The 18886-nt window shown below is 71.8% G+C and carries 26 protein-coding genes; 11 read left to right on the top strand and 15 right to left on the bottom strand.

The window, feature by feature from the left end; all coding sequences use genetic code 11:
* Nucleotides 1-230 precede the first annotated feature (230 nt).
* Both ACOTKD_RS09090 and ACOTKD_RS09085 read right to left on the bottom strand, forming a co-directional pair.
* Nucleotides 231-1925, bottom strand: a complete 1695-nt coding sequence (locus ACOTKD_RS09090) for a threonine/serine ThrE exporter family protein (RefSeq protein ID WP_424888336.1) — start codon at nucleotides 1923-1925, stop codon at nucleotides 231-233.
* Between the two features lie 325 nt (nucleotides 1926-2250).
* Nucleotides 2251-3384, bottom strand: coding sequence for a VTT domain-containing protein (locus ACOTKD_RS09085; protein ID WP_424888409.1), 1134 nt, complete (start codon nucleotides 3382-3384; stop codon nucleotides 2251-2253).
* 316 nt (nucleotides 3385-3700) lie between these two features.
* Here ACOTKD_RS09085 and ACOTKD_RS09080 point away from each other — a divergent pair, with 316 nt between their 5' ends.
* The gene (locus tag ACOTKD_RS09080; protein WP_106674457.1) at nucleotides 3701-4066 is read left to right on the top strand and encodes a YbjQ family protein; all 366 of its coding nucleotides are present in this window, start codon (nucleotides 3701-3703) and stop codon (nucleotides 4064-4066) included.
* A 47-nt stretch (nucleotides 4067-4113) separates the two neighbouring features.
* Here ACOTKD_RS09080 and ACOTKD_RS09075 read toward each other — a convergent pair whose 3' ends face one another.
* The gene (locus ACOTKD_RS09075; RefSeq protein ID WP_424888335.1) at nucleotides 4114-4872 is read right to left on the bottom strand and encodes a MerR family transcriptional regulator; all 759 of its coding nucleotides are present in this window, start codon (nucleotides 4870-4872) and stop codon (nucleotides 4114-4116) included.
* A 79-nt stretch (nucleotides 4873-4951) separates the two neighbouring features.
* Here ACOTKD_RS09075 and ACOTKD_RS09070 point away from each other — a divergent pair, with 79 nt between their 5' ends.
* The 3 genes from ACOTKD_RS09070 to ACOTKD_RS09060 all read left to right on the top strand — a co-directional run bounded on the left by ACOTKD_RS09070 (nucleotide 4952) and on the right by ACOTKD_RS09060 (nucleotide 7737).
* Nucleotides 4952-6421 carry a glutamate decarboxylase gene (locus tag ACOTKD_RS09070; protein WP_424888334.1) on the top strand — a complete coding sequence of 490 codons (1470 nt, stop codon included), beginning with the start codon at nucleotides 4952-4954 and terminating at the stop codon, nucleotides 6419-6421.
* Nucleotides 6422-6510: 89 nt separating this feature from the next.
* Nucleotides 6511-7257 carry a transglutaminase-like domain-containing protein gene (locus ACOTKD_RS09065; protein ID WP_424888333.1) on the top strand — a complete coding sequence of 249 codons (747 nt, stop codon included), beginning with the start codon at nucleotides 6511-6513 and terminating at the stop codon, nucleotides 7255-7257.
* A gap of 48 nt (nucleotides 7258-7305) precedes the next feature.
* Nucleotides 7306-7737 carry a DUF6234 family protein gene (locus ACOTKD_RS09060; RefSeq protein WP_424888332.1) on the top strand — a complete coding sequence of 144 codons (432 nt, stop codon included), beginning with the start codon at nucleotides 7306-7308 and terminating at the stop codon, nucleotides 7735-7737.
* Nucleotides 7738-7753: 16 nt separating this feature from the next.
* Here the strand turns inward: ACOTKD_RS09060 and ACOTKD_RS09055 are convergent, their stop codons facing one another.
* Nucleotides 7754-8083, bottom strand: coding sequence for a hypothetical protein (locus ACOTKD_RS09055; protein WP_424888331.1), 330 nt, complete (start codon nucleotides 8081-8083; stop codon nucleotides 7754-7756).
* 166 nt (nucleotides 8084-8249) lie between these two features.
* On the opposite strand from ACOTKD_RS09055, the gene ACOTKD_RS09050 reads away from it, so the two are divergent.
* Nucleotides 8250-8486: a GntR family transcriptional regulator gene (locus ACOTKD_RS09050; protein WP_424888408.1), complete on the top strand. Its 237-nt coding sequence runs from the start codon at nucleotides 8250-8252 to the stop codon at nucleotides 8484-8486.
* Between the two features lie 155 nt (nucleotides 8487-8641).
* Here ACOTKD_RS09050 and ACOTKD_RS09045 read toward each other — a convergent pair whose 3' ends face one another.
* Both ACOTKD_RS09045 and ACOTKD_RS09040 read right to left on the bottom strand, forming a co-directional pair.
* Complete coding sequence (locus ACOTKD_RS09045; protein ID WP_424888330.1) at nucleotides 8642-9211, bottom strand: signal peptidase II; 570 nt, start codon at nucleotides 9209-9211, stop codon at nucleotides 8642-8644.
* A gap of 35 nt (nucleotides 9212-9246) precedes the next feature.
* Nucleotides 9247-9789 carry a hypothetical protein gene (locus ACOTKD_RS09040; RefSeq protein WP_424888329.1) on the bottom strand — a complete coding sequence of 181 codons (543 nt, stop codon included), beginning with the start codon at nucleotides 9787-9789 and terminating at the stop codon, nucleotides 9247-9249.
* Nucleotides 9790-10089: 300 nt separating this feature from the next.
* On the opposite strand from ACOTKD_RS09040, the gene ACOTKD_RS09035 reads away from it, so the two are divergent.
* Complete coding sequence (locus ACOTKD_RS09035; protein WP_424888328.1) at nucleotides 10090-10620, top strand: EF-hand domain-containing protein; 531 nt, start codon at nucleotides 10090-10092, stop codon at nucleotides 10618-10620.
* A gap of 46 nt (nucleotides 10621-10666) precedes the next feature.
* On the opposite strand, the gene ACOTKD_RS09030 is transcribed toward ACOTKD_RS09035, so the two are convergent.
* The 5 genes from ACOTKD_RS09030 to ACOTKD_RS09010 all read right to left on the bottom strand — a co-directional run bounded on the left by ACOTKD_RS09030 (nucleotide 10667) and on the right by ACOTKD_RS09010 (nucleotide 13809).
* A complete protein-coding gene (locus tag ACOTKD_RS09030; protein ID WP_424888407.1) occupies nucleotides 10667-11326 on the bottom strand; it encodes a TetR family transcriptional regulator in 660 nt (219 codons plus the stop codon).
* Between the two features lie 181 nt (nucleotides 11327-11507).
* Nucleotides 11508-11921, bottom strand: coding sequence for a hypothetical protein (locus tag ACOTKD_RS09025; protein ID WP_424888327.1), 414 nt, complete (start codon nucleotides 11919-11921; stop codon nucleotides 11508-11510).
* A complete protein-coding gene (locus ACOTKD_RS09020; protein WP_424888326.1) occupies nucleotides 11914-12378 on the bottom strand; it encodes a thiol-disulfide oxidoreductase DCC family protein in 465 nt (154 codons plus the stop codon). Before ACOTKD_RS09020 ends, ACOTKD_RS09025 begins: the two co-directional genes overlap by 8 nt.
* Before the next feature lie 12 nt (nucleotides 12379-12390).
* Nucleotides 12391-12828, bottom strand: a complete 438-nt coding sequence (locus ACOTKD_RS09015) for a hypothetical protein (RefSeq protein WP_424888325.1) — start codon at nucleotides 12826-12828, stop codon at nucleotides 12391-12393.
* Between the two features lie 99 nt (nucleotides 12829-12927).
* Nucleotides 12928-13809, bottom strand: coding sequence for a universal stress protein (locus ACOTKD_RS09010; RefSeq protein ID WP_424888324.1), 882 nt, complete (start codon nucleotides 13807-13809; stop codon nucleotides 12928-12930).
* Between the two features lie 99 nt (nucleotides 13810-13908).
* Here ACOTKD_RS09010 and ACOTKD_RS09005 point away from each other — a divergent pair, with 99 nt between their 5' ends.
* Entirely contained in the window at nucleotides 13909-14406 is a 498-nt protein-coding gene (locus ACOTKD_RS09005) for a peptidylprolyl isomerase (RefSeq protein WP_424888323.1), read from the top strand.
* 116 nt (nucleotides 14407-14522) lie between these two features.
* Here ACOTKD_RS09005 and ACOTKD_RS09000 read toward each other — a convergent pair whose 3' ends face one another.
* The 3 genes from ACOTKD_RS09000 to rpmB all read right to left on the bottom strand — a co-directional run bounded on the left by ACOTKD_RS09000 (nucleotide 14523) and on the right by rpmB (nucleotide 16013).
* On the bottom strand, nucleotides 14523-15170 hold the full coding sequence (locus ACOTKD_RS09000; RefSeq protein WP_424888322.1) for a hypothetical protein: 648 nt from the start codon (nucleotides 15168-15170) through the stop codon (nucleotides 14523-14525).
* A gap of 268 nt (nucleotides 15171-15438) precedes the next feature.
* Nucleotides 15439-15744 (bottom strand): 30S ribosomal protein S14, encoded by a 306-nt coding sequence (gene rpsN / locus ACOTKD_RS08995; RefSeq protein ID WP_424888321.1) that lies wholly within the window; start codon nucleotides 15742-15744, stop codon nucleotides 15439-15441.
* A 32-nt stretch (nucleotides 15745-15776) separates the two neighbouring features.
* The gene (gene rpmB, locus ACOTKD_RS08990; protein ID WP_424888320.1) at nucleotides 15777-16013 is read right to left on the bottom strand and encodes a 50S ribosomal protein L28; all 237 of its coding nucleotides are present in this window, start codon (nucleotides 16011-16013) and stop codon (nucleotides 15777-15779) included.
* Between the two features lie 50 nt (nucleotides 16014-16063).
* Between rpmB and rpmG the strand changes: the two genes are divergently transcribed.
* The 4 genes from rpmG (at nucleotide 16064) to ACOTKD_RS08970 (ending at nucleotide 18223) form a co-directional block, all read left to right on the top strand.
* Nucleotides 16064-16228: a 50S ribosomal protein L33 gene (rpmG, locus tag ACOTKD_RS08985; protein ID WP_030367340.1), complete on the top strand. Its 165-nt coding sequence runs from the start codon at nucleotides 16064-16066 to the stop codon at nucleotides 16226-16228.
* 6 nt (nucleotides 16229-16234) lie between these two features.
* Nucleotides 16235-16510: a type B 50S ribosomal protein L31 gene (locus ACOTKD_RS08980; protein WP_424888319.1), complete on the top strand. Its 276-nt coding sequence runs from the start codon at nucleotides 16235-16237 to the stop codon at nucleotides 16508-16510.
* On the top strand, nucleotides 16507-17700 hold the full coding sequence (locus tag ACOTKD_RS08975) for a GTP-binding protein (RefSeq protein ID WP_424888318.1): 1194 nt from the start codon (nucleotides 16507-16509) through the stop codon (nucleotides 17698-17700). Before ACOTKD_RS08980 ends, ACOTKD_RS08975 begins: the two co-directional genes overlap by 4 nt.
* A 283-nt stretch (nucleotides 17701-17983) precedes the next feature.
* Nucleotides 17984-18223 carry a DUF397 domain-containing protein gene (locus ACOTKD_RS08970; RefSeq protein ID WP_106674436.1) on the top strand — a complete coding sequence of 80 codons (240 nt, stop codon included), beginning with the start codon at nucleotides 17984-17986 and terminating at the stop codon, nucleotides 18221-18223.
* A 36-nt stretch (nucleotides 18224-18259) separates the two neighbouring features.
* Here ACOTKD_RS08970 and ACOTKD_RS08965 read toward each other — a convergent pair whose 3' ends face one another.
* Nucleotides 18260-18760 carry an ATP-binding protein gene (locus ACOTKD_RS08965; protein WP_235481594.1) on the bottom strand — a complete coding sequence of 167 codons (501 nt, stop codon included), beginning with the start codon at nucleotides 18758-18760 and terminating at the stop codon, nucleotides 18260-18262.
* Nucleotides 18761-18886 lie beyond the last annotated feature (126 nt).

Here is an 18886-nt window from a genome sequence, read left to right as displayed (position 1 = left end):
GTCCTGTACGTCACGTACGGGGCCGGCCCCGCGCCGTTCGCCCACTGCGCGGGGCGGTTTCCGGCCGCCGCCACGGCGATCTGCCACGACGGTGCATCCCGGCGGTGCCGTACGACCCGAGGCGCGCTCGGCACCGCCGGAGACGTCCGCTGTGGCGGGTCGCCGTCGCGGCGGAAGGAAATCCGGGGCGCCCCGAGCCGTACGGCGGCGTGCCCCTCGTCCCGCCCGCGCTAGAAGCCTCGCGTGCGCTTCGCCGCGCGGCGCCCCGCCGCTTCTCCCGGGACCTTGAGGAACATCCGGGCCATCTCGGAGCCGAGGTTCACCCCGATGGCGATCGCCAGAGCCAGCGCAGCGGCCTTCGTGAGGCTGGCGATGCCCGTGTTGAGCTCGTTCTTCGCGAAGTTCAGCAGCGCGAAGTACACCGCGCTACCGGGCAGCAGCGGGCCGATCGCCGCCGTCACGTACGGCAGTGCGGACGCGTACCGGTAGCGCGAGAGCAGTTGCCCGAAGAGGCCGACGAGCCCGGCGGCGATGGCCGTGGCGGGCACGGGGTCCAGCCGCGCGGTGTCGGCGAGCGCGCCGTAGACGACCCAGGCGACGCCGCCGTTGAGCGTGGCGACCCACACAGAGTGACGTTCCTGCTGGAGCAGCACCGCGAAGGCGAACGACAGCAGCATCGCCGCAATGATCTGCACCCCCGGCCGCTCGACGCGTTCCAGCGCCGCCTCCGGGTTGAGCGTGGCCCCGCCGATGTGCACGCCCCCGTAGAGGACGATCAGCACGCCGCAGACGATGCCGGCGATCAGGTAGCCGACCTCCAGCAGGCGGGCCGCGGCGGTGATGTAGTAGCCCGTCAGGCCGTCCTGGACGCCCGCCACGAGCGCCCGCCCGGGGATCAGGGCGAACAGCCCACCGGTGATCACCGCGGACGCCTGGACGTCCACGTAGCCGTGCAGGGCGCTGAGCGCCACGCCCATCGCCGCGGGCGGCAGCGCGGCCGCCACGAACTGGTAGAACTCCGGCAGCCCGCGCCCCGACGCGAGCCACGCCAGCCGGTCGCCCAGCATCGCGCCGGCCGCGGCCGCGAGGAACACCACGAGCCCGCCGCCCACGAGCATGCTCGCCGCGCCGGCGAGCAGCCCGGAGGCCGCGGTCAGCGCCCACCCCGGGTAGGGGTGGCGGTTGCGGCGTATCTCGGCGAGGCGCCGGTACGCCTCCTCCAGCGTCAGCCCCTGCGACGTGACGTCGTGGACGAGCCGGAAGACGGCGTCCAGGCGCGTGTAGTCGGTGCCGCGCCGCCGCACCGTGCGGTTGGCGGTGACGGGGTCGTCGACGAGGGACGGCTGGTAGCTGACGGTCAGCAGCGTGAAGGTGACCGTCGGCTCGCAGCGGTGGAGCCCGTAGGCGTGCGCGACGCCGAACATCGCCGCCTCCACGTCCTCGGCGCCCTCGCCGCCCGCGAGCAGCAGCTCGCCGATGCGGAGGGTGAGGTCGAGGACGCGGGGCACGGGCGGGCCGGGCTCGTCCTGCTTCGCGGCCCGCTCGGGCGCGGGCCGCTCCCCGACCGGCATGCGCAGCATGGTGCGCATCCGGTCCTGCCAGGGCGTGTCCTTGGTCAGGCTGACCTTGGGCGTGCCGTAGGGCGGCGTGTAGCCCGGCAGCGGGGTGCTCAGCGTGGTGCTGGAGTCCGGGGCGACGGTGCCCGCGGGGAGGGTGAAGGCCGAGCCTTCGGGCTCGCCGGGCGGTTCGGGGGCGATGCCCTCGGGGATGGCGAACTCGGAGGTCGGGTGCTCGTCCTCCGGCGGGGCCGGGAGGGGGACGCCCAGCGGCGGCGTGAAGGCGCTGCGCGCCTCGTCGGACTGGGGTTTGCGATCCTCGGGTGTCTCACCGGCCGCCCCACCGCCGCCCCGCTGCCGCTCAGCCACCTCGCGCTCCTCGTAACGCCCTGCCTACCGGTCGTCCGGGCGGCCCTCGCGGGAGGACGGTTCCGCACCGCCGATGCCGGCGTGCACCGCCCGCCGCGACGGCGCACGGCCACGACGGCGGCTGTCGGCGGTGCCGGACCGGCCGTCCCACCGGAACGTCCCGCAGAGCTGTAGCCCTAGGGTCACAATGCCTGATCAGAGGTGCGTGTGCCCAGTGGGGCCGGCTCTATGCGGAAGGGGAATTGCGGCGGCGGGAGAGCACGAGCCCTCAGCGGGGGAAGAGAACGCTAGCTATGAGCCGGGGGAGGGAGGAGAGCCCCAGCCGTCAGCGACGGGCGTGCCGGCCCCGCTGACCCGGCGGGCGGGGGCCGCTCTCCGGGCCCTGGTCCTGCCCTTGGTCCTCGCCGGGGTACGGCACCTGGCCGGGACCCGCGTACGGGCTCTGACCGGGGTACGGGCTCTGCCCCTGGTACGACGGGTCCTGCCCCGGGTACGGGCTCTGGCCCTGACCGCCGTACGGGCTCCGGCCCTCGCCCGGGTACGAACCCTGGCCCGGGTACGGGCCCGGGTTCCGGTCCTGACTGCCGTACGGGCTCCGGCCCGCGCCCGGATACCCGCTCTGGCCCGCACCGGCGTACTGGCCCTGCCCCGCACCGGCGTACTGGCCCTGCCCGGCACCGGGGTGCTGTCCCTGACCCGCACCCGGGTACGGGCTCCGGCCCTCGCCGCCGTACGGGGCCTGCCCCGTGCCCGGGTAACCGCCGCCGTACGGCGACTGCGCCTGCGGTTCAGGCGACGGCGACAGCGACGGCGACGCAGCAGCCTGCGCCGCCGCCTTCTTGTTCTTCGACCGCGCCCGCAGGAACTCGATGATGATCGGCACGACCGAGATCAGCACGATCGCGACCAGCATCAGCTCGATGTTCTTGTTGACGAACTCGATCTTCCCGAGCGCCGCGCCCAGCAGCGTCACGCCGACGCCCCAGAGGACGCCGCCGATGATGTTGAAGATGAGGAACGAGCGGTAGTTCATCCGGCTCACGCCGGCGATGATCGGCGTGAACGTACGGATCACCGGCACGAAGCGGGCCAGAACCAGCGATTTCGGCCCGTACTTCTCGAAGAACTCGTGCGCCTTCTCCACGTTCTCCTGCTTGAAGAGCTTGGAGTCGGGGCGCCGGAACAGCGAGGGGCCGACCTTGCGGCCGAAGAGGTAGCCCGCCTGGTCGCCGAGGATCGCCGCGACCGCCACCAGCGTGCACACGAGCCACAGCGGCTTGCTGATCTGGTTCGTGGTGACGAGCAGGCCCGTGGTGAAGAGCAGCGAGTCGCCGGGGAGGAAGAAGCCGATCAGGAGGCCGGACTCCGCGAAGACGATGGCCAGGACGCCGATCAGACCGAATTGCTCGATCAGATAGTTCGCGTCCAGCCACTGCGGGCCGAGCGCGAGGGTGGTCATGGGGGTCACGGGTGACAGGCTCCTGGGTCGAGGGCGCAGGCTCGTGCGAGGCCCGGGCACAGGCTGGGCGGGGTGATGTGCGGCCCCAAGTTACCAACGCGGCGGGCCTCCCCCGCGTTCCAGTGTGATTACCAGTGTGCGGCAGCGGCCCGCCCCGCGTCCTCCCCGCGGCACGCCCCGCGTCCTCCCCCACGCCCTCCCCGCGCGCGCCTTCGCTTCCTTTCCCCGCCTCGTACCTCCGGTCGGCTCAACCCCTCGGCCCCGGCATGCGTCCTGGTCAGGCACCCGCAAAACTGCACACACGGAGGTGGATGCGATGGGCATCGAGGAGTACGGCGGCGGGCAGTCCCAGTCCGACGTCCTGGTCGTGACCACGAACGACGTTCCGGGTTACAAGGTGGACCGCGTCATCGGCGAGGTCTTCGGTCTCACGGTGCGCTCCCGCCACATCGGCAGCCAGATCGGTGCGGGCCTGAAGTCCCTCGTCGGCGGCGAGCTCAAAGGCCTGACGAAGACCCTGGTGGAGACCCGCAACCAGGCCATGGAGCGGCTGATCGAGCAGGCGCGGGCCCGCGGCGCGAACGCGGTGCTGATGTTCCGCTTCGACGTGACGGAGGCGGCGGACGTGGGCACGGAGGTGTGCGCGTACGGCACGGCGGTCGTGATCTCGCCCCGCCCGTAGGAACGCCGACGGCGGGGCGGCCGGCAGGCGCCGGCCGCCCCACCCTGTCAGGCCTTGCGCGCCGCGTTGGCCCGGATCGCGTCCCGCAGGTACGTGCCCATGCCGGGCCGGATCGCCTCGTAGTGGGCGGCGAACCGCTCGTCTGTGACGTACATCTCGGCGATGCAGGTGTGAATCTCGTACGTGCAGTCGTAGTAGAAGCGCACGATCTGCTGCCGGTGCTCCTCGGCGAGGTCCATGGCCTCCGGGGAGTCGGCGGCCGCACCGGCGCCCATGAGGGCGGCGACGCGCGCGTTGAGGCCGTTCGTCTCGTCCTGGATCCGCTGCCAGTCCTCCTTCGTGTACGAGGCGGTCCGGCGCTGCGACTCGCGGTAGCCCTCCGTGTGGCCCCACCGCTGCTCGACCTCCTCCGTGTGCTCGTCGGGGTCGTAGTCCCCGAACACCTCGAACTTCTCCTCCGGCGTGAGCTTGATGCCCATCCTCTTCGCCTCCATCGCGTGCTCCACTGCGGTGGCCATGCGCTGGAGCTGCTCGATCCGCTCGGTGAGCAGGCCGTGCTGGCGGCGCAGGTGCTCGGCCGGGTCCGCGCCCGGGTCGTCCAGCAGCACCGCCACCTCGTCCAGCGGAAAGCCGAGCTCCCGGTAGAACAGGATCTGCTGCAGCCGGTCGAGGTCGGCGTCGTCGTAGCGCCGGTGACCCGCGTGGCTGCGGCCTCCGGGCGAGAGCAGCCCGATCTCGTCGTAGTGGTGCAGCGTCCGCACGGTCACCCCGGCGAAGGCGGCGACCTGCCCCACGGAATAGCTCATGTCCGCTTCCTTCTTTCGCTTGCGGGGTCCACGGTGCGTCCTCCCGTTACGTGAGGTGCAAGTCCGTATCGTCACGATCATGGCCCTGCACCGAGGTGAGGACGTCCGCGGCGTACACGGCGCACACGACGCACGCGGCGCACACGACGGCCGCTCCGCACGCCGCCACGGCCGCCTGGCGGTGAACCCGTTCCTGTACGGCGAGGCCGACCCGGTCGGCGGGATGGCGGCCGAGCCGCCGCGCCACCGGCTGCCCGACGGGCCGATGGCCCCGCACGCCGCGTACCAGGTCGTCCACGACGAGCTGATGCTCGACGGCAACTCCCGGCTCAACCTGGCGACCTTCGTCACCACCTGGATGGAGCCCCAGGCGGCCGTCCTCATGTCCGAGTGCCGCGACAAGAACATGATCGACAAGGACGAGTACCCGCGCACCGCCGAGCTGGAGCGGCGCTGCGTGGCCGTCCTCGCCGACCTGTGGCACGCCCCGGACCCGTCCGCGGCCGTCGGCTGCTCCACCACCGGGTCGAGCGAGGCGTGCATGCTGGCGGGGCTGGCGCTGAAGCGCCGCTGGGCCGCCCGCAACGCCCACCGCTACCCGGGGGCCGGTGCCCGGCCCAACCTCGTGATGGGCGCCAACGTCCAGGTCTGCTGGGACAAGTTCTGCAACTTCTGGGAGGTCGAGGCCCGCCAGGTGCCGCTGGCCGGCGACCGCTTCCACATCGACCCCGGCGCCGCGGCCGCCCTCTGCGACGAGAACACCATCGGCGTCGTCGCTGTCATGGGCTCGACGTTCGACGGCTCCTACGAGCCCGTCGCCGGCGTCTGCGCGGCCCTCGACGAGCTCCAGCACCGTACGGGCCTGGACGTCCCCGTCCACGTCGACGGCGCGTCCGGCGCGATGGTCGCCCCCTTCCTCGACCCGGAACTGGTCTGGGACTTCCGTCTGCCGCGCGTCGCCTCCATCAACACCTCCGGCCACAAGTACGGGCTCGTCTACCCGGGCGTCGGGTGGGCCCTGTGGCGCGACCGGGCGGCCCTCCCCGAGGAGCTGGTCTTCCGCGTCAACTACCTCGGCGGCGACATGCCCACCTTCGCCCTCAACTTCTCCCGCCCCGGCGCGCAGGTGGCCGCCCAGTACTACACGTTCCTGAGGCTCGGCCGCGACGGCTACCGCGCGGTGCAGCAGAACAGCCGCGACGTGGCCCGCCGCCTCTCCGGCATGATCGAGGAGACGGGCGACTTCCGCCTCCTCACCCGCGGCGACGAGCTCCCCGTCTTCGCCTTCACCGTCGCGGACGGCATCGACGCGTACGACGTCTTCGACGTCTCCCGCCGCCTGCGCGAACGCGGCTGGCTCGTCCCCGCCTACACCTTCCCGCCCGACCGCGAGGACCTCTCCGTCCTCCGCGTCGTCTGCCGCAACGGCTTCTCCCACGATCTGGCCGACCTCTTCATGGACGACCTCCATGCCTTGCTGCCGGAACTCCGTCGCCAGGCGCGTCCGCTGGGGCGGCCGGAGACGGTGTCGACGGCGTTCCATCACTGAGCACGGACACCGCCTTCCGTCCACCTATCCGAGTGCCGTGCCCGCCATCACCGTGAGATGCCACCACGGCGTCGAGGATCCTCCCGTCCATGCACGTGAGAAGCACGGGATTCCTGGACAGCACACGCTTCTGTGACGCCGGGTCAAAGGCGATAGCCGACGCGGCGGCCGAAGCCGCCGGCGGAGCGATAACCGACCGCGACAAGGCAGTGGCGCTCTTCCGGTGGGTGCAGGACGAGATCAAGTACGCGATCCTCCACGACTGGACGCACACCGCGACGGAAACGCTGCGGATGGGCCGCGGATCCTGCTCGAACAAGGCGAACCTGCTGTGCGCCATGCTGCGGGCACAGAACATCCCCGCCGGATTCGGGGTGCTCGTCGTCAACGGAAAGGAATACTTCGGCCAAGGCTGGTTCCCCGCGCTGCGGGAGATGTGCGACGAGACGTCGCGGCACTTCTTCGGCGTCGTCCACCTCGGCGGGAAATGGCTGCGGTGCGACCCGAGCGACGACGGCGCCCTGTCGGCGGGCGCGTCCCACATCAACCGGCCGTCCACACGCGTTCACTTCGACGGCACCAGCCACGCCGACATGCTCTTCGACCCCGCCCACGTCCTCTCCTCGTCCTGGCCCGTGCCGGACATCGACCGGTTCCTCGCCCGGAAGACCACGAAACCGAGGGAGGATTTCGCGTACATGAACTCGTATGTCGAGTTCGTACGTCTCCACGGGGCCCGGTACGCCGGACCGCGGGAGCTGGAGGAAGCGTTCCACGCGTGGCGGCGCGGGACGATCGCCGGAGCGGGCGCGCGAGGCGGGCAGCGCGCGGGCTGAGTACGCGTACTCATGCGTGCCCCGCAAGCGGCCCGGCAAGGTGCGGCTATGACGAGCGCACTCCCCGAACCCTCGCCCCGGCGCAGATGGTGGCCCTGGTCACGCAGGACACCTCTCGGCCGGGACGTCGGCGCCGGCGTTCTGCTGTTCATGGTCGAGGCGGCTGTGTTTCTGGCGGTCTTATTCGACTACGGCATGGAGACGTGGGCCGCGCAGGGGCAGGAAGACCGGATCGAGGCGGCACGGGTCGCGGAGCTCGCCTGGACGCGGCACTTCCTCATCGCCACGCTGGTCCTTGCCGGGCTCGCGCTGCTGTCGCGCGCGCCCTGGACAGTCGTATCGCAGCTCCTGGCCGCCGGCACGGTAGCCGTGCTGCTCACACTCGCGCAGCACGACTACGACCGCCGCCACCCGGCTCCCCCGCCTCCCCCGAACCCGGCCTACACGCCCTGCTACAGCGGCAGCGGAAGGTGCAACTGAGCCACCTGCTTCCGTTTCATTTCCCCCAGGTGCTGCGGGCGTTGACCTCGCGCACTTTGGCCCGGAGCGCTTCGCCGTCGGCGGGGTGCGGTTCGCCTCCGGCGGGGCGCGGCGACTTGGTGGAGCAGGTGCAGGTGAGGAGCTTGCTGCTGGGCGCGATGTCGATGCCGTGGGCGGTGGCCCAGACGTAGACGCCGCAGTGGGGGCGGAGGGGTTCGGGGGTGGGAGCGGGCGCAGGCGCCTCCGGCGGGGGCGGTGTGACGGGCGCGGCGGGGGTTTCGGGCGCCGCGCGATGGCCGAAGAGAGCCCTCGTCCAGGCGAGGAGGCGGCAGATAAGGTCCTTCACGTCATCAGCTCCTGAGGCTGGTGGCCATGCCCCCGGGCCGTTGCGAGCGGTCGCGGGGGTCTTGAGTGCGCCAACCCTAGAGCCCCCTGGAGTGCCCTGTCTACACCTAGCCGTCTAGAGTAGGCTCTATGTTCGGTTGCATACCGCTGTTTACAGTCAGCACGTGATGGAGTACGACCCGACGCGACCGAAGTGGATGCAGATCGCTGACGTGATCCGGGAGCGGATCGCCAGCGGCGAGTACCCGGTGAACCACCTGATCTCCGAGGTGCGAATGGAGCAGGAATTCGATGTCGCGCGGACGACGGTCCGCAAGGTCACGGCGGCCCTCCGTGCCGAGGGCCTGATCGTGACGACGCCCGGCATGGGCTTCTTCGTCGCCGCCCAGCCGCCGAAGAACTAGGACCGAACGGCGGTACATCAGCCCTGGGCAACGCCCGTTCACCGCAAGGTCCGGGCAGCGAACTGAGCAGTGCGCTACGGTGGATGCCGTGTGGTACGGGTACCTGAGGTGCCGGACTGCACGACGAAGCCGCCGGATGCCGCATCCTCCCCCGCTCAGGCGGCCTCGGCGCTCCGGGTGCCGGCTTCCGTCCTGGTGCCGTCCAGCTCCCATCCGCGGAGGGTGCAGAACACGATCAAGGCGCCCCCGCAGAAGACCGCCCAGTCGGCGAGGTTCATCACGCTGAACCCGCGGACGGAGATGAAGTCGACGACCGCGCCCCGCAGGCCGCCGGGCGTGCGGAAGAGCCGGTCCGTCAGGTTGCCGAGCACGCCGCCGAGCAGCAGTCCCAGGGCGATCGCCCAGGGGGTGCTGTAAAGCTTGCGCGCAAGGCGGGCGATCACCACGGCCACGGTCGCGGCGATCAGCGTGAACACGATGGTCGTCGTCTCGCCGATGCTGAACGCCGCACCGGCGTTACGCATCACCCGCAGCTCCAGCCACGTGCCGATCACCTGGACGGCGGGGCGGTTCTCCAGCTCGGCGACCACGACCAGCTTGCTGCACAGGTCGATCAGATAGGAGAGCCCCGCCACGGCGAGAAGCAGCGGGACCCGCCGCCCGGCCTTGGCGGCCGCTCCCCCGCCCTCACCACGTATGCCTGCAGCGCCACCCGGCTCGCTCATGTTCACTCCCCCAGCCTACGGATGGCTCGCCCGGCTCATGCCCGGGAGGGCGTCCGTCGCCAGGGCTGGATCTCCAGCTGGACCGCGTTGCCGCCTTCTTGGAGGCCGGGCGCGAGGCAGTCCGTGGGCAGTTCGCGGGGCGGCCCGGTGACGGTTCGCCGCACGGGATGTCCCTTGCCGCGGCCTTCGATGACCCGGCCCGACTGAACGAGGGCCAGGACACCGGCGGCACGCAGGACGGTGGCGCTGTCGTAGACGATCTGCGACCGGTGACCGTCGTCGTACCGGACGTTTTCCTCTCCTCTCCCGCCGGACAGCGTGAGGCAGGACGCCGCCGGCGAGACCCCGTCGAAGGTGCTGGTGGCCGGGACCGTACGGCCGGGCCCGACGGCGCAGGAGGTGTACGTGACCTCCGCGTGGACACGGGTCGGCCGGGATTCGAGGGTGAGCGTTGGGTCGTAGTGGCTCCGGCTGCTGCCCGTGCAGAGGAAGCCGCCCTCGTGTCTGCCTGTCCAGGCCTGGCCCATGGGTGCCCACGCCAACGACGAGCCCACCAGCAACAGGGAACCCAGCGTCACTGCCGCACCGCGCTTACCGAACACATGCCCTCCAGCACGTCCTGTACCGCCCTCGGCTACCGGCCCTTGGCTACCCCCGGCGCTCATCCGCTGCCCCGGCGCCCCGAAGCGCCCCGCCCGCGCCCGGCCGTCCGGCGCGCGGTCGCGCACGCCTTTCCTCCTGCCGTGTCCGGTCCGGCCGTCCCCGGCGGTATGGGCCCCGGGAGGCGCCGGGTAGGAAGCGCCGGCGGCGAGTTGCCGCCGAGCACGACGCGATCAGGACGCCGGCACCCGATCAAGAGGAGATCTCCCGTGAGCCCTATGTCCGCCGCAGACGCAGCCGCAGCGGTAGCCGCAGCCGCGACCACCGCGAGGGAACGCGTCTTCGCCATGATGGACGCCGACGGGGACGGGGTCATCGCGGCGCACGACTACCTCTCCCGGGTCGACCGGACCGTCCTGGCGACGGAACGCACGGAGGACGATCCGCTCGTCGTCGCCGCCCGTACCGAAGCCCACAAGGCGTGGGGGTCGATGGACGCCGACGGCGACGGGAAGCTGACCTTCGACGAGTACAACGCATGGGTGGGCGCCGACAAGTTCGACAACGTCTGCCGGTTCGCCCTCGGCGCGCTCTTCGACCTCGCCGACGCCGACGAGGACGGCGCCCTCGACAAGGCCGAATTCACGCTCCTGCGCACCGCGCTGAACAATCCGCCCGGAAACGCCGCCGCCGCGTTCGACGCGCTGGACGCCGACGGCGACGGCCGGGTCGGCCGCGACGCGTACCTGGCGTCGATCCGCGCCTACATCGTCGGCGACAGCTCCCCTATGGGCGAGGTCCTGTACTAGACGGACTCGTACGAGACGAACCGCCGCCGCTCAGGACCGCTGCCGCTCAGGACTTGCGTGCGACCGCCGTCTGCGCCATGCCCGGCAGGAAGTCCGTGAACAGCTCGTGGATTTCGAGGACGAGCGGGCGGAGCACCCGGAAGCGGGCCAGGGAGATGCCCCGCGTCGTCAGGCGGGCGCCGCGGTCCGCGAGGCGGCGGGTGCGTTCGCGCTCGGGGGAGCGGTCGAAGACCCAGTAGAGGACGAGGCCCATCTGGGAGAGCCACATCAGCTCGGGGAGGACGTCGCGCAGTTCGGCCGGGACCTTGGCCTTGGCTCCGGCGAGCACCTCGCGGTGGACGTCGATGGCGGCTTCCCGCGCGTGCTCGGACTCGGCGGAGAACGGGCTGAGCGGGGAGTCCGGGTCGGCGGCGTTCTTGAAGAACTGGGCGGCGAACTCGTGGTACGGCGTGGCGACGTCCAGCCAGGCCTGCAGCACGCCGGAGAGCCGGGCCTCGAGGTCGGTCTCCCGGTCCAGCACCGCGCGGGCCGCCGCCTGGTGCTCGGCGGCGATCCGGTCGTAGAAGCCCTGGATCAGGTGTTCCTTGCCGGCGAAGTAGTAGTACGCGTTGCCGACGGAGACCCCGGCCTCCTGGGCGATGGCCCGCATGGTGGTCTTGTCGTAGCCGCGCTCCTGGAAGAGGCGCAGCGCGGTCTCCAGGATCAGGGTGCGGGTCTGCTCGCTCTTCTCGCCCTTGGCAGGCTTCTCGCCCCTGGCAGGCTTCTCACCCTTGGCAAGCTTCTCGCCCCTCGCGGGCTTCTCGCTCCTCACAGGCGTGTCGCCCTTCGCGGGCTCCTCGCTGTTCGCGGGCCGGGGCTCGTTCTCTGCTGCTGGCACGGATCAGAGCCTAAAGGGTCTTCTTGAAGCGGAACTGGGTGGCGGTGTCCCCCGGCGGCTTGATGAACAGGCCGTCACGGGCGCCCTCGCCCGCGATCGACACCTCGTACGTCTCCCCCGCCTCGTTCTCGATCCGGATCCGCTGGTGGCCGAGCTTGGGCTTCTTCTTCAAGGACCAGGTTCCGCGGCCGGTGAACCAGGCGGTGGGCCGCTCGTCGCCAGCGGCGAAGGCCGTGGGGACGCGCACCGCCGTGAGCGTGCCGTCCGCGCGCAGGGTGAGGGCACCGGCCTGGTGGCTGCGCCAGGAGCCGATCACGTCCTCGCGCTCCGCCGAACCGGCGGGCGGGCTCAGCAGGACCACCAGGGCCGTCAGCACGGCCACGGCGCCGAACGCCGCGACGCCGACCAGGGTGCGGCTACGCATGGCGCACGTCGCAGCCGCCGGCCGGCTGGTACGCCCACCCGACCGGCCCGGCCGCGGGCGGCGGCCAGTGCGAGCCGCGGTACTTCGCCGCGGCCAGCACCGCCCCGCGGGCGAAGCGCAGGCCGGAGGGGGTGCTGATCCTGTGCGCGAGCGGGCGGTACGCGGAGAGCGCCCACAGGCAGACGACCCAGGCGGAGGCGCCCCGGTAGACCTGCCCGCCGTCGCCGACGACGGTGATCTCCTCGTAGGCGGCGGCGTGGTCGAGCTCGGGGAAGCGGCGCCGGGCCTCGTCCGACCCGGCCGGCACGAGGTCGAGCGGCACGAGCTGCCGCTGCCGCGCGAGCCAGTTGCGGACGAAGGCGCAGAGGGAGCAGTGCGCGTCGTAGAGGACGGTGAGCCGGCGGACCGGGGTGCTCCGGAGAACGGCGTCCCGGTCGGCGGCGAGAGCGGCGGTCATCGTGCTCAGTGCTCAGTGCCCGGCGGCCGGCGCGGCCGGCGCGCTCCACGGGCCCTGCTGTCCGGCGTAGCCCTGCGGCGCGACCGGCGGTACCTGCTCGCGGTCCATCAGGCCGCGGCGGCGGAAGCGGTTGAGGACGAAGACGTTGCCGAAGTGCATCGCGCCGAGCACGAGGAGGACGACGCCGAGGTTGCGGGAGAGGACCTCGAAGACGCCGCGGGCGTCGGCGATCGTGGTGTCGTCCTGCAGGTACAGGGCGATGAAGCCGAGGTTCACGAGGTAGAAGCCGACCACCAGCAGGTGGTTCACGGCGTCCGCGAGCTTCTCGTTGCCGTGCAGGACGTCGGCGAGGAAGACGCGGCCGTTGCGGCTGAGCGTGCGGGCGACCCAGACCGTGAGGCCGAGGCCGATCACCAGGTAAACGGCGTACGAGACGACAGTGAGATCCACGTCCCCACCCCTTCTTGAACGTGTTCAAAAGCTTTGGTGACCGAGACTGTAGACCTGTTTTTGAACACGTTCAAGCGAGGAGTCGGCTGCCCGGCGGGGTCACTCCTGCGGCACGACCGCCACCGGGCAGTCCGCGTGGTGCAGCGCCGTGTGGCTGACGCGGCCGAGCTGGAGGCCGAAGCCCCGGCGGCGGCGCACGGATCCGACGACCAGCAGATCCGCCGTCGCCGACGCGTCGATGAGCGCCTGGCGGGCGTGCCCCTCGTAGACGGTGCGGTGCACGGTGACGCCGGGGAACTCGCGCTGCGGCTCGCGCAGGGCCTCGATCAGCTCGCGCCCGGCGAGCTCCTCGTGCTCGATGGCGTCGTCGCTGGGCAGCGGATAGTGGTCCGCCGACTGGTGGACGGGATGCCGCCAGGCCCGTACGGCCTCGACGCCGCAGCCGCGCGCGGCGGCCTCGCGGAGGGCGAAGCGGAGGGCCGCCGGAGCCTCCTCGGGGTCGCCGACGCCGACGACGATCCGGCCGTACGCGCCGCGGACGTTCGCCTCGCCGCCCCGTACGACGACCACCGGGCAGTGGGCGCGGGCCGCGACCGAGAGGCTGACCGAGCCGAGGAGCAGACCGGTCAGCGTGCCGCGGCCCGACGGGCCGGTGACGAGCGCGACGGCGTGGCGGGACTCCTCCAGCAGCGCGTTCAGCGGCTCCTCCGGGAGGACGTCCGCCTCGACGGCCAGGGCCGGGTTGCGCCCCTGGGCGCGCAGCGCGGCGACGGCGATGACGCGCTCCTCGGCGACCGCCTCCGGAGAGGGCTCGTCGTCGGGCGGCAGACGGGACTCGTAACGCTCCCAGCGGGAGGCGTAGACCATGCGGAGCCGCACGCCGTGGCGGGTGGCGGCGTCCACGGCCCAGTCCAGGGCCTGCAGGCTGCCGGCGGACCCGTCGACGCCCACGACCAGGGGCGGCTCCATCGTCGTCGTCACCACCCCACCATGGCACCGGCTGTGGCGCAGCTCACCTCAATAGGGCCGTTCGGGGTGCCTGAGCAGCGGCTACGGAAGCCGAAGTGTCAGGATGAGGGCATGACGACCAAGGTTTACTTCGACATCACCATCAACGACGAGCCCGCCGGGCGCATCACCTTCAACCTCTTCGAGGACGTCGTCCCGAAGACGGCCGAGAACTTCCGCGCCCTCTGCACCGGCGAGAAGGGCTTCGGCTACGCCGGCTCCTCCTTCCACCGTGTCATCCCGGCCTTCATGCTGCAGGGCGGCGACTTCACCGCCGGCAACGGCACCGGCGGCAAGAGCATCTACGGCGAGAAGTTCGCCGACGAGAACTTCAAGCTCAAGCACGACCGCCCGGGCCTGCTGTCCATGGCCAACGCGGGCCCGAACACCAACGGTTCCCAGTTCTTCATCACGACCGTCGTGACCGGCTGGCTGGACGGCAAGCACGTCGTCTTCGGCGAGGTCGCCGACGAGGACAGCATGAAGCTCGTCAAGAAGATCGAGTCCTTCGGCTCGCAGAGCGGCACGACCAAGGCGAAGATCACGATCTCCGCGGCCGGCCAGCTCTGAGCACCGGCAGTCCCCTCGGCCCGCCGCCCACCGGAAGGTGAGTGGCGGGCCGGACGACTTTCCGCCGCCTGTCCGTCCGCCTGTCCGCCCGGCCCTCTATCCGTCTATCCGTCCGTCTATCCGTCCATCAGGTTCGTGATGAGCTTCCGCAGCCGTCCCTCGACGACGGTTTCGACGCCGTGGACGAGCTGGGCGCCGTAGACGACGGCCGTCCTGGCGGGCGGCGCGCTGGTCCAGCGGGTGCGGGGGACGTCGTCCAGGGCCGCGAGGTCCTCCGGGCGCCCTTCGTGGGAGATCTCCCGCGCGAAGCGCGTCCCCGGCAGGAAAGCGCTCCCGGGGCCCGCGGTGCGCCCGGTCCACAGGCCCTCGGCGGAGCAGGTGTCGACGTAGAACTGCCCGCCGCGCTCGGCCTCCTGGAGGTGGAAGGCCACGCGCGCGACGCGCTGGGGCCGCGCGTCCGGCGCGCCGACGCCGTGCAGGTGCGCATCGATCCGGTCGCCGGGCCCGAGGTCGTGGTAGTCCCACGGCGTTGCGGCGGCGACGGACGGGAAGACCCTGCGGATCGCGGGCAGGGCACGCTCGATGCCGGCGGCCAGGATCTCCTGGGCGGCCTCCGGCGGGACGAGTCCGTCGGAAGGCCGCTCGGGAACCCAGCCGGTGAGGGCGAGGTGCTCGTCCAGCACCTTGGTCAGCTCGGCGGTCTCGTCGGGGGTGAGGAAGCCCTCGATCGTGTGGACGGCGAGGGTCTCGGTCATGTGGATCACGTTCCGGCTCCTCTCGCGGTGCGGATGCACGTGCATGCGGGGACCACGCTTATGTGGTAGCCACGCGTATGCGGGGGCCACGCGTATGCGGGGGCCACGCGTATGTGCTGTTGCGGTGCGGAGTGTGCTCGGCGCGGGCGGACCGTCGGATCCGTGCCGCCGGACCATCGAACCGGAGCCGGGCACACCTGCCAAGTGCCCCGCCGGACACGGACGGGGCCGGCGAGCCCCCTCTGACCCGCCGGCCCCGCGCCTTCGCGCCCCGTCCCTACCAACTCGACTTCGTCACCCCCGGCAGGTGCCCCGCATGGGCCTCCTTGCGGAGGTTCACGCGGCTCAGGCCGAACGTGCGGAAGTAGCCGCGCGGGCGGCCGTCCCCCGAGTCGCGGTTGCGGACGCGCGTGGCGCTCGCGTCGCGCGGCTGGCGCCGCAGTTCGCGCGAGGCGGCCAGCCGTTCCTCGTCCGGGGTCCGCGGATTGCGGATGACCGCCTTGAGGAGGGCGCGCCGGGCCGCGTACCGGGCGACCGTCAGACGCCGCTGCTCGTTCTTCGCGATCTTGCTCTTCTTCGCCATGGGGCTTCCTGTCTCCTCTCTCCTCGGTCGCCTCAGACCTTCTCGCCGCGCGCCCGGATGCGGGCGACCGCGGCCTCGATGCCGATCGCGTCGACCGTCCGGATGCCCTTCGCGCTGAGCCGCAGCCGTACGTGGCGGCCTTCGCCGGGCAGCCAGTAGCGCTTGGTCTGGATGTTGGGGTCGAAGCGCCGGGACGTGCGGCGGTGGGAGTGGGAGACGGTGTTGCCGAAGCCGGGCTTGCGGCCGGTCAGTTGGCAGTGGGCGGACACGCTCGGAACCTCCTAATGAAAATGGAAACCATTTCTGTATAGTAGCCCCCATGGCCCGCAACGAGCTACGCCCCGTCATCAAGCTCCGGTCCACCGCCGGCACGGGATACACGTACGTCACCCGCAAGAACCGCCGTAACGACCCCGACCGCATGCAGCTGCGGAAGTACGACCCGGTCGCCGGTCGTCACGTCACCTTCCGAGAGGAGCGCTGACCCGTCATGAAGCCCGGAATCCACCCGTCCTACGGCCCCGTCGTCTTCCGCGACCGCGCGGCCGGATTCGCCTTCCTCACCCGGTCCACCGCCACGAGCGACAAGACCGTCGCGTGGGAGGACGGCAGGACGTACCCCGTCGTCGACGTCGAGATCTCCTCGGCGAGCCACCCCTTCTACACCGGCACGGCCCGGGTCCTGGACACGGCCGGACGCGTCGAGCGGTTCGAACGCCGTTACGGCACCCGGGCCGTCGACGGCGAACGCGGAGGCGCGCGGTGACCGCGCCGCGCCCCCTGCCGGTGGCCCTGGTGGGCGGTCTACACGCGGACGCCCGCCGGGCCGCGGTCGAGCACCTCCTGCGCACCGTCCCCGGCAGCGTCGCCCTCCACCACGACCTGTCCACCGCCGCCGACGGCACCGTTCGCCGGACCGTACGGGACCGCACCGGCACCCTCGACGAGGGCGAGACCCCGCTCGTCGACGACTGCGCCTGCTGCGCCCTGCGCGAGGACCTCGTGCCCGAGCTGGAGCGGCTCGCCGCGGCGGGCACCTGCCGGCTCGCGGTCGTCGAGCTGTGGGACTCCGTCGAGCCCAAGGCCATGGCCGAGGTCGTGGCCGCCCACGCGGGCGAGGACCTGCGCCTCACCGGTGTGATCACCGCCGTGGACCCCGCGCTCGTCCTGCCCGCCCTCGGCTGCGGCGACGACCTCGCCGAGGCCGGCCTGGCCGCCGCGGCCCGTGACCAGCGCACCGTGGCCGACACCTTCGCCCGGCAGCTGGAGTACCCGACGGTGCTGGCCGTCGTGGAGGACACCGCCGAAACCGGCGGCACCGCGTTCGGCGACGCCGTCGCCCCCGCCGACGCCGCCGACCACGCCCTCCTCGCCCAACTCGCCCCCGCAGCCCGCCGCATCGCCGCCGGATCCGTCGAGCTCGCGGCCGCCGCGGTCGCCGGGTTCGACGTGGAAGCCGCCGCGGCCCGCCAGCACCCCTCGTGCGCGCTGCTGCCCCAGGAAGCCGACGCGGACGGCGTCGCCACGCTCGTGTGGCGCGCCCGCCGCCCCTTCCACCCGGGCCGGCTGTACGCCGCCCTGGAAGGCCTGTGCTGCGCAGCCGCGCGCAGCCGCGGCCGCTTCTGGCTCGCGGACCGGCCGGACACGCTGCTCGCGTGGGACGCCGCGGGCGGCGCGCTGTGCGTGGAGAGCGCGGGGCCGTGGCTCGCTGCGCTGCCGGACGCCGCCTGGGACCTGGTGCCGCCGGACCGCCGCGTGGCCGCCTCCCTCGACTGGGACCCCGAGCACGGCGACCGCGTCCAGCACCTCACCTTCACCTCGCCCGGGCTCGACGGCGACGGGCTGCGCGAGCTGCTGGCGTCCTGCCTGCTGACCGACGCCGAATACGCGGGCGGGCCCGACGCCTGGCGGCGGCTTCCGGCCGCATTCGACGCACTGCTCGATCCCGTTTCCTGACGCACCCGCAGAACTTGCGATGCGCATCACGTATCGGACGATCAAGAATGCCTGCGAGATGGCACTCATGCCGTACGCGACTACGGGCAAGTAAGCGGCCCATTCATCAAAACACCTGGTCACGATGGTGTAGTCACGCTGAAGAAGTACGGGAACACCGTAAGTGCACGTGCATTCGCTCATGCAGAAGCATGTGAACGCAGCTATGATCCGGGAGTAGTTGTCAACCCCACCATTCGCCGTCGGCGGGCCGGGGTGCCCTGCAATTCTCCGGGAGAGTCCTGTGCCTCACGCGTACAACGGCATGGCTGCAGCGGACCTCGACGGCGTCGTCTGGCGGAAGAGCCGGCACTCCAACTCCCAGGGATCCTGCGTGGAGTTCGCCAAGCTGCCGGGCGGCGGAGTCGCCGTGCGCAATTCCCGTCATCCCGACGGGCCGGCACTCGTCTACACGCCTGCGGAGATCGACGCGATGCTGCGCGGGATCAAGGACGGCGAATTCGACTATCTGGTGACCGACTGACCGGCCGGTTCCCCTTACGCTCAGGTCCTACGGGCCCTACGCGTGCTGCTCCCGCGGCAATCTGAACAGCGCCCACACGACCTTGCCGTGCAGCGCCCCCGCCAGCGGGTGCCACCCCCACGTGTCGCTGAAGGACTCCACGAGGAACAGCCCGCGCCCGCACTCCGCCGACGCGTCCGCCTCGCCCGCCGTCGGGCTCTCCTCGCTCGGGTCCCGCACGGCGCACACGAGCCGCGACGTCCACCGCATGAGGTGCAGCCGGACCGGGGGCTCGTACGCGCCGCCGGATATCGGCTCGGGGGGCAGGGCGTAGCGCAGGGAGTTGGTGACCAGCTCCGAGACGACCAGCGCCACATCGTCGAAGAGTCCGCCCAGGCCCCACCCCTGAAGGGTCGTTCTGGTGAACGTGCGGGCCGTCCGGACCGCTTCGAAGCGGGGCGGGAGCGCGCAGGATGCCGAGTTGGAGACGGCCGATGGGGCGATCGGTGGCAGCCCTCGCCACAGGGGAGAGAGCACAGTCGATCCTTCGGTACCCATCCGAGGCACTCCTGGCAATCGTGGACGTGACACGCACGTGTGCGTTCCCCATCGTTCCCAATGCGCGTGGCGGATGCAAGGGCAGATGCACGTGCACGTGGGGGGTTTGGGGGCGCACGTTCGCGT

This window comes from Streptomyces sp. XH2 (genome assembly GCF_049725035.1).
GTDB lineage: Bacteria > Actinomycetota > Actinomycetes > Streptomycetales > Streptomycetaceae > Streptomyces > Streptomyces roseoverticillatus.
Note: the sequence above shows the minus strand (reverse complement) of the source record. Positions and strands in the feature narration are given on the sequence as shown.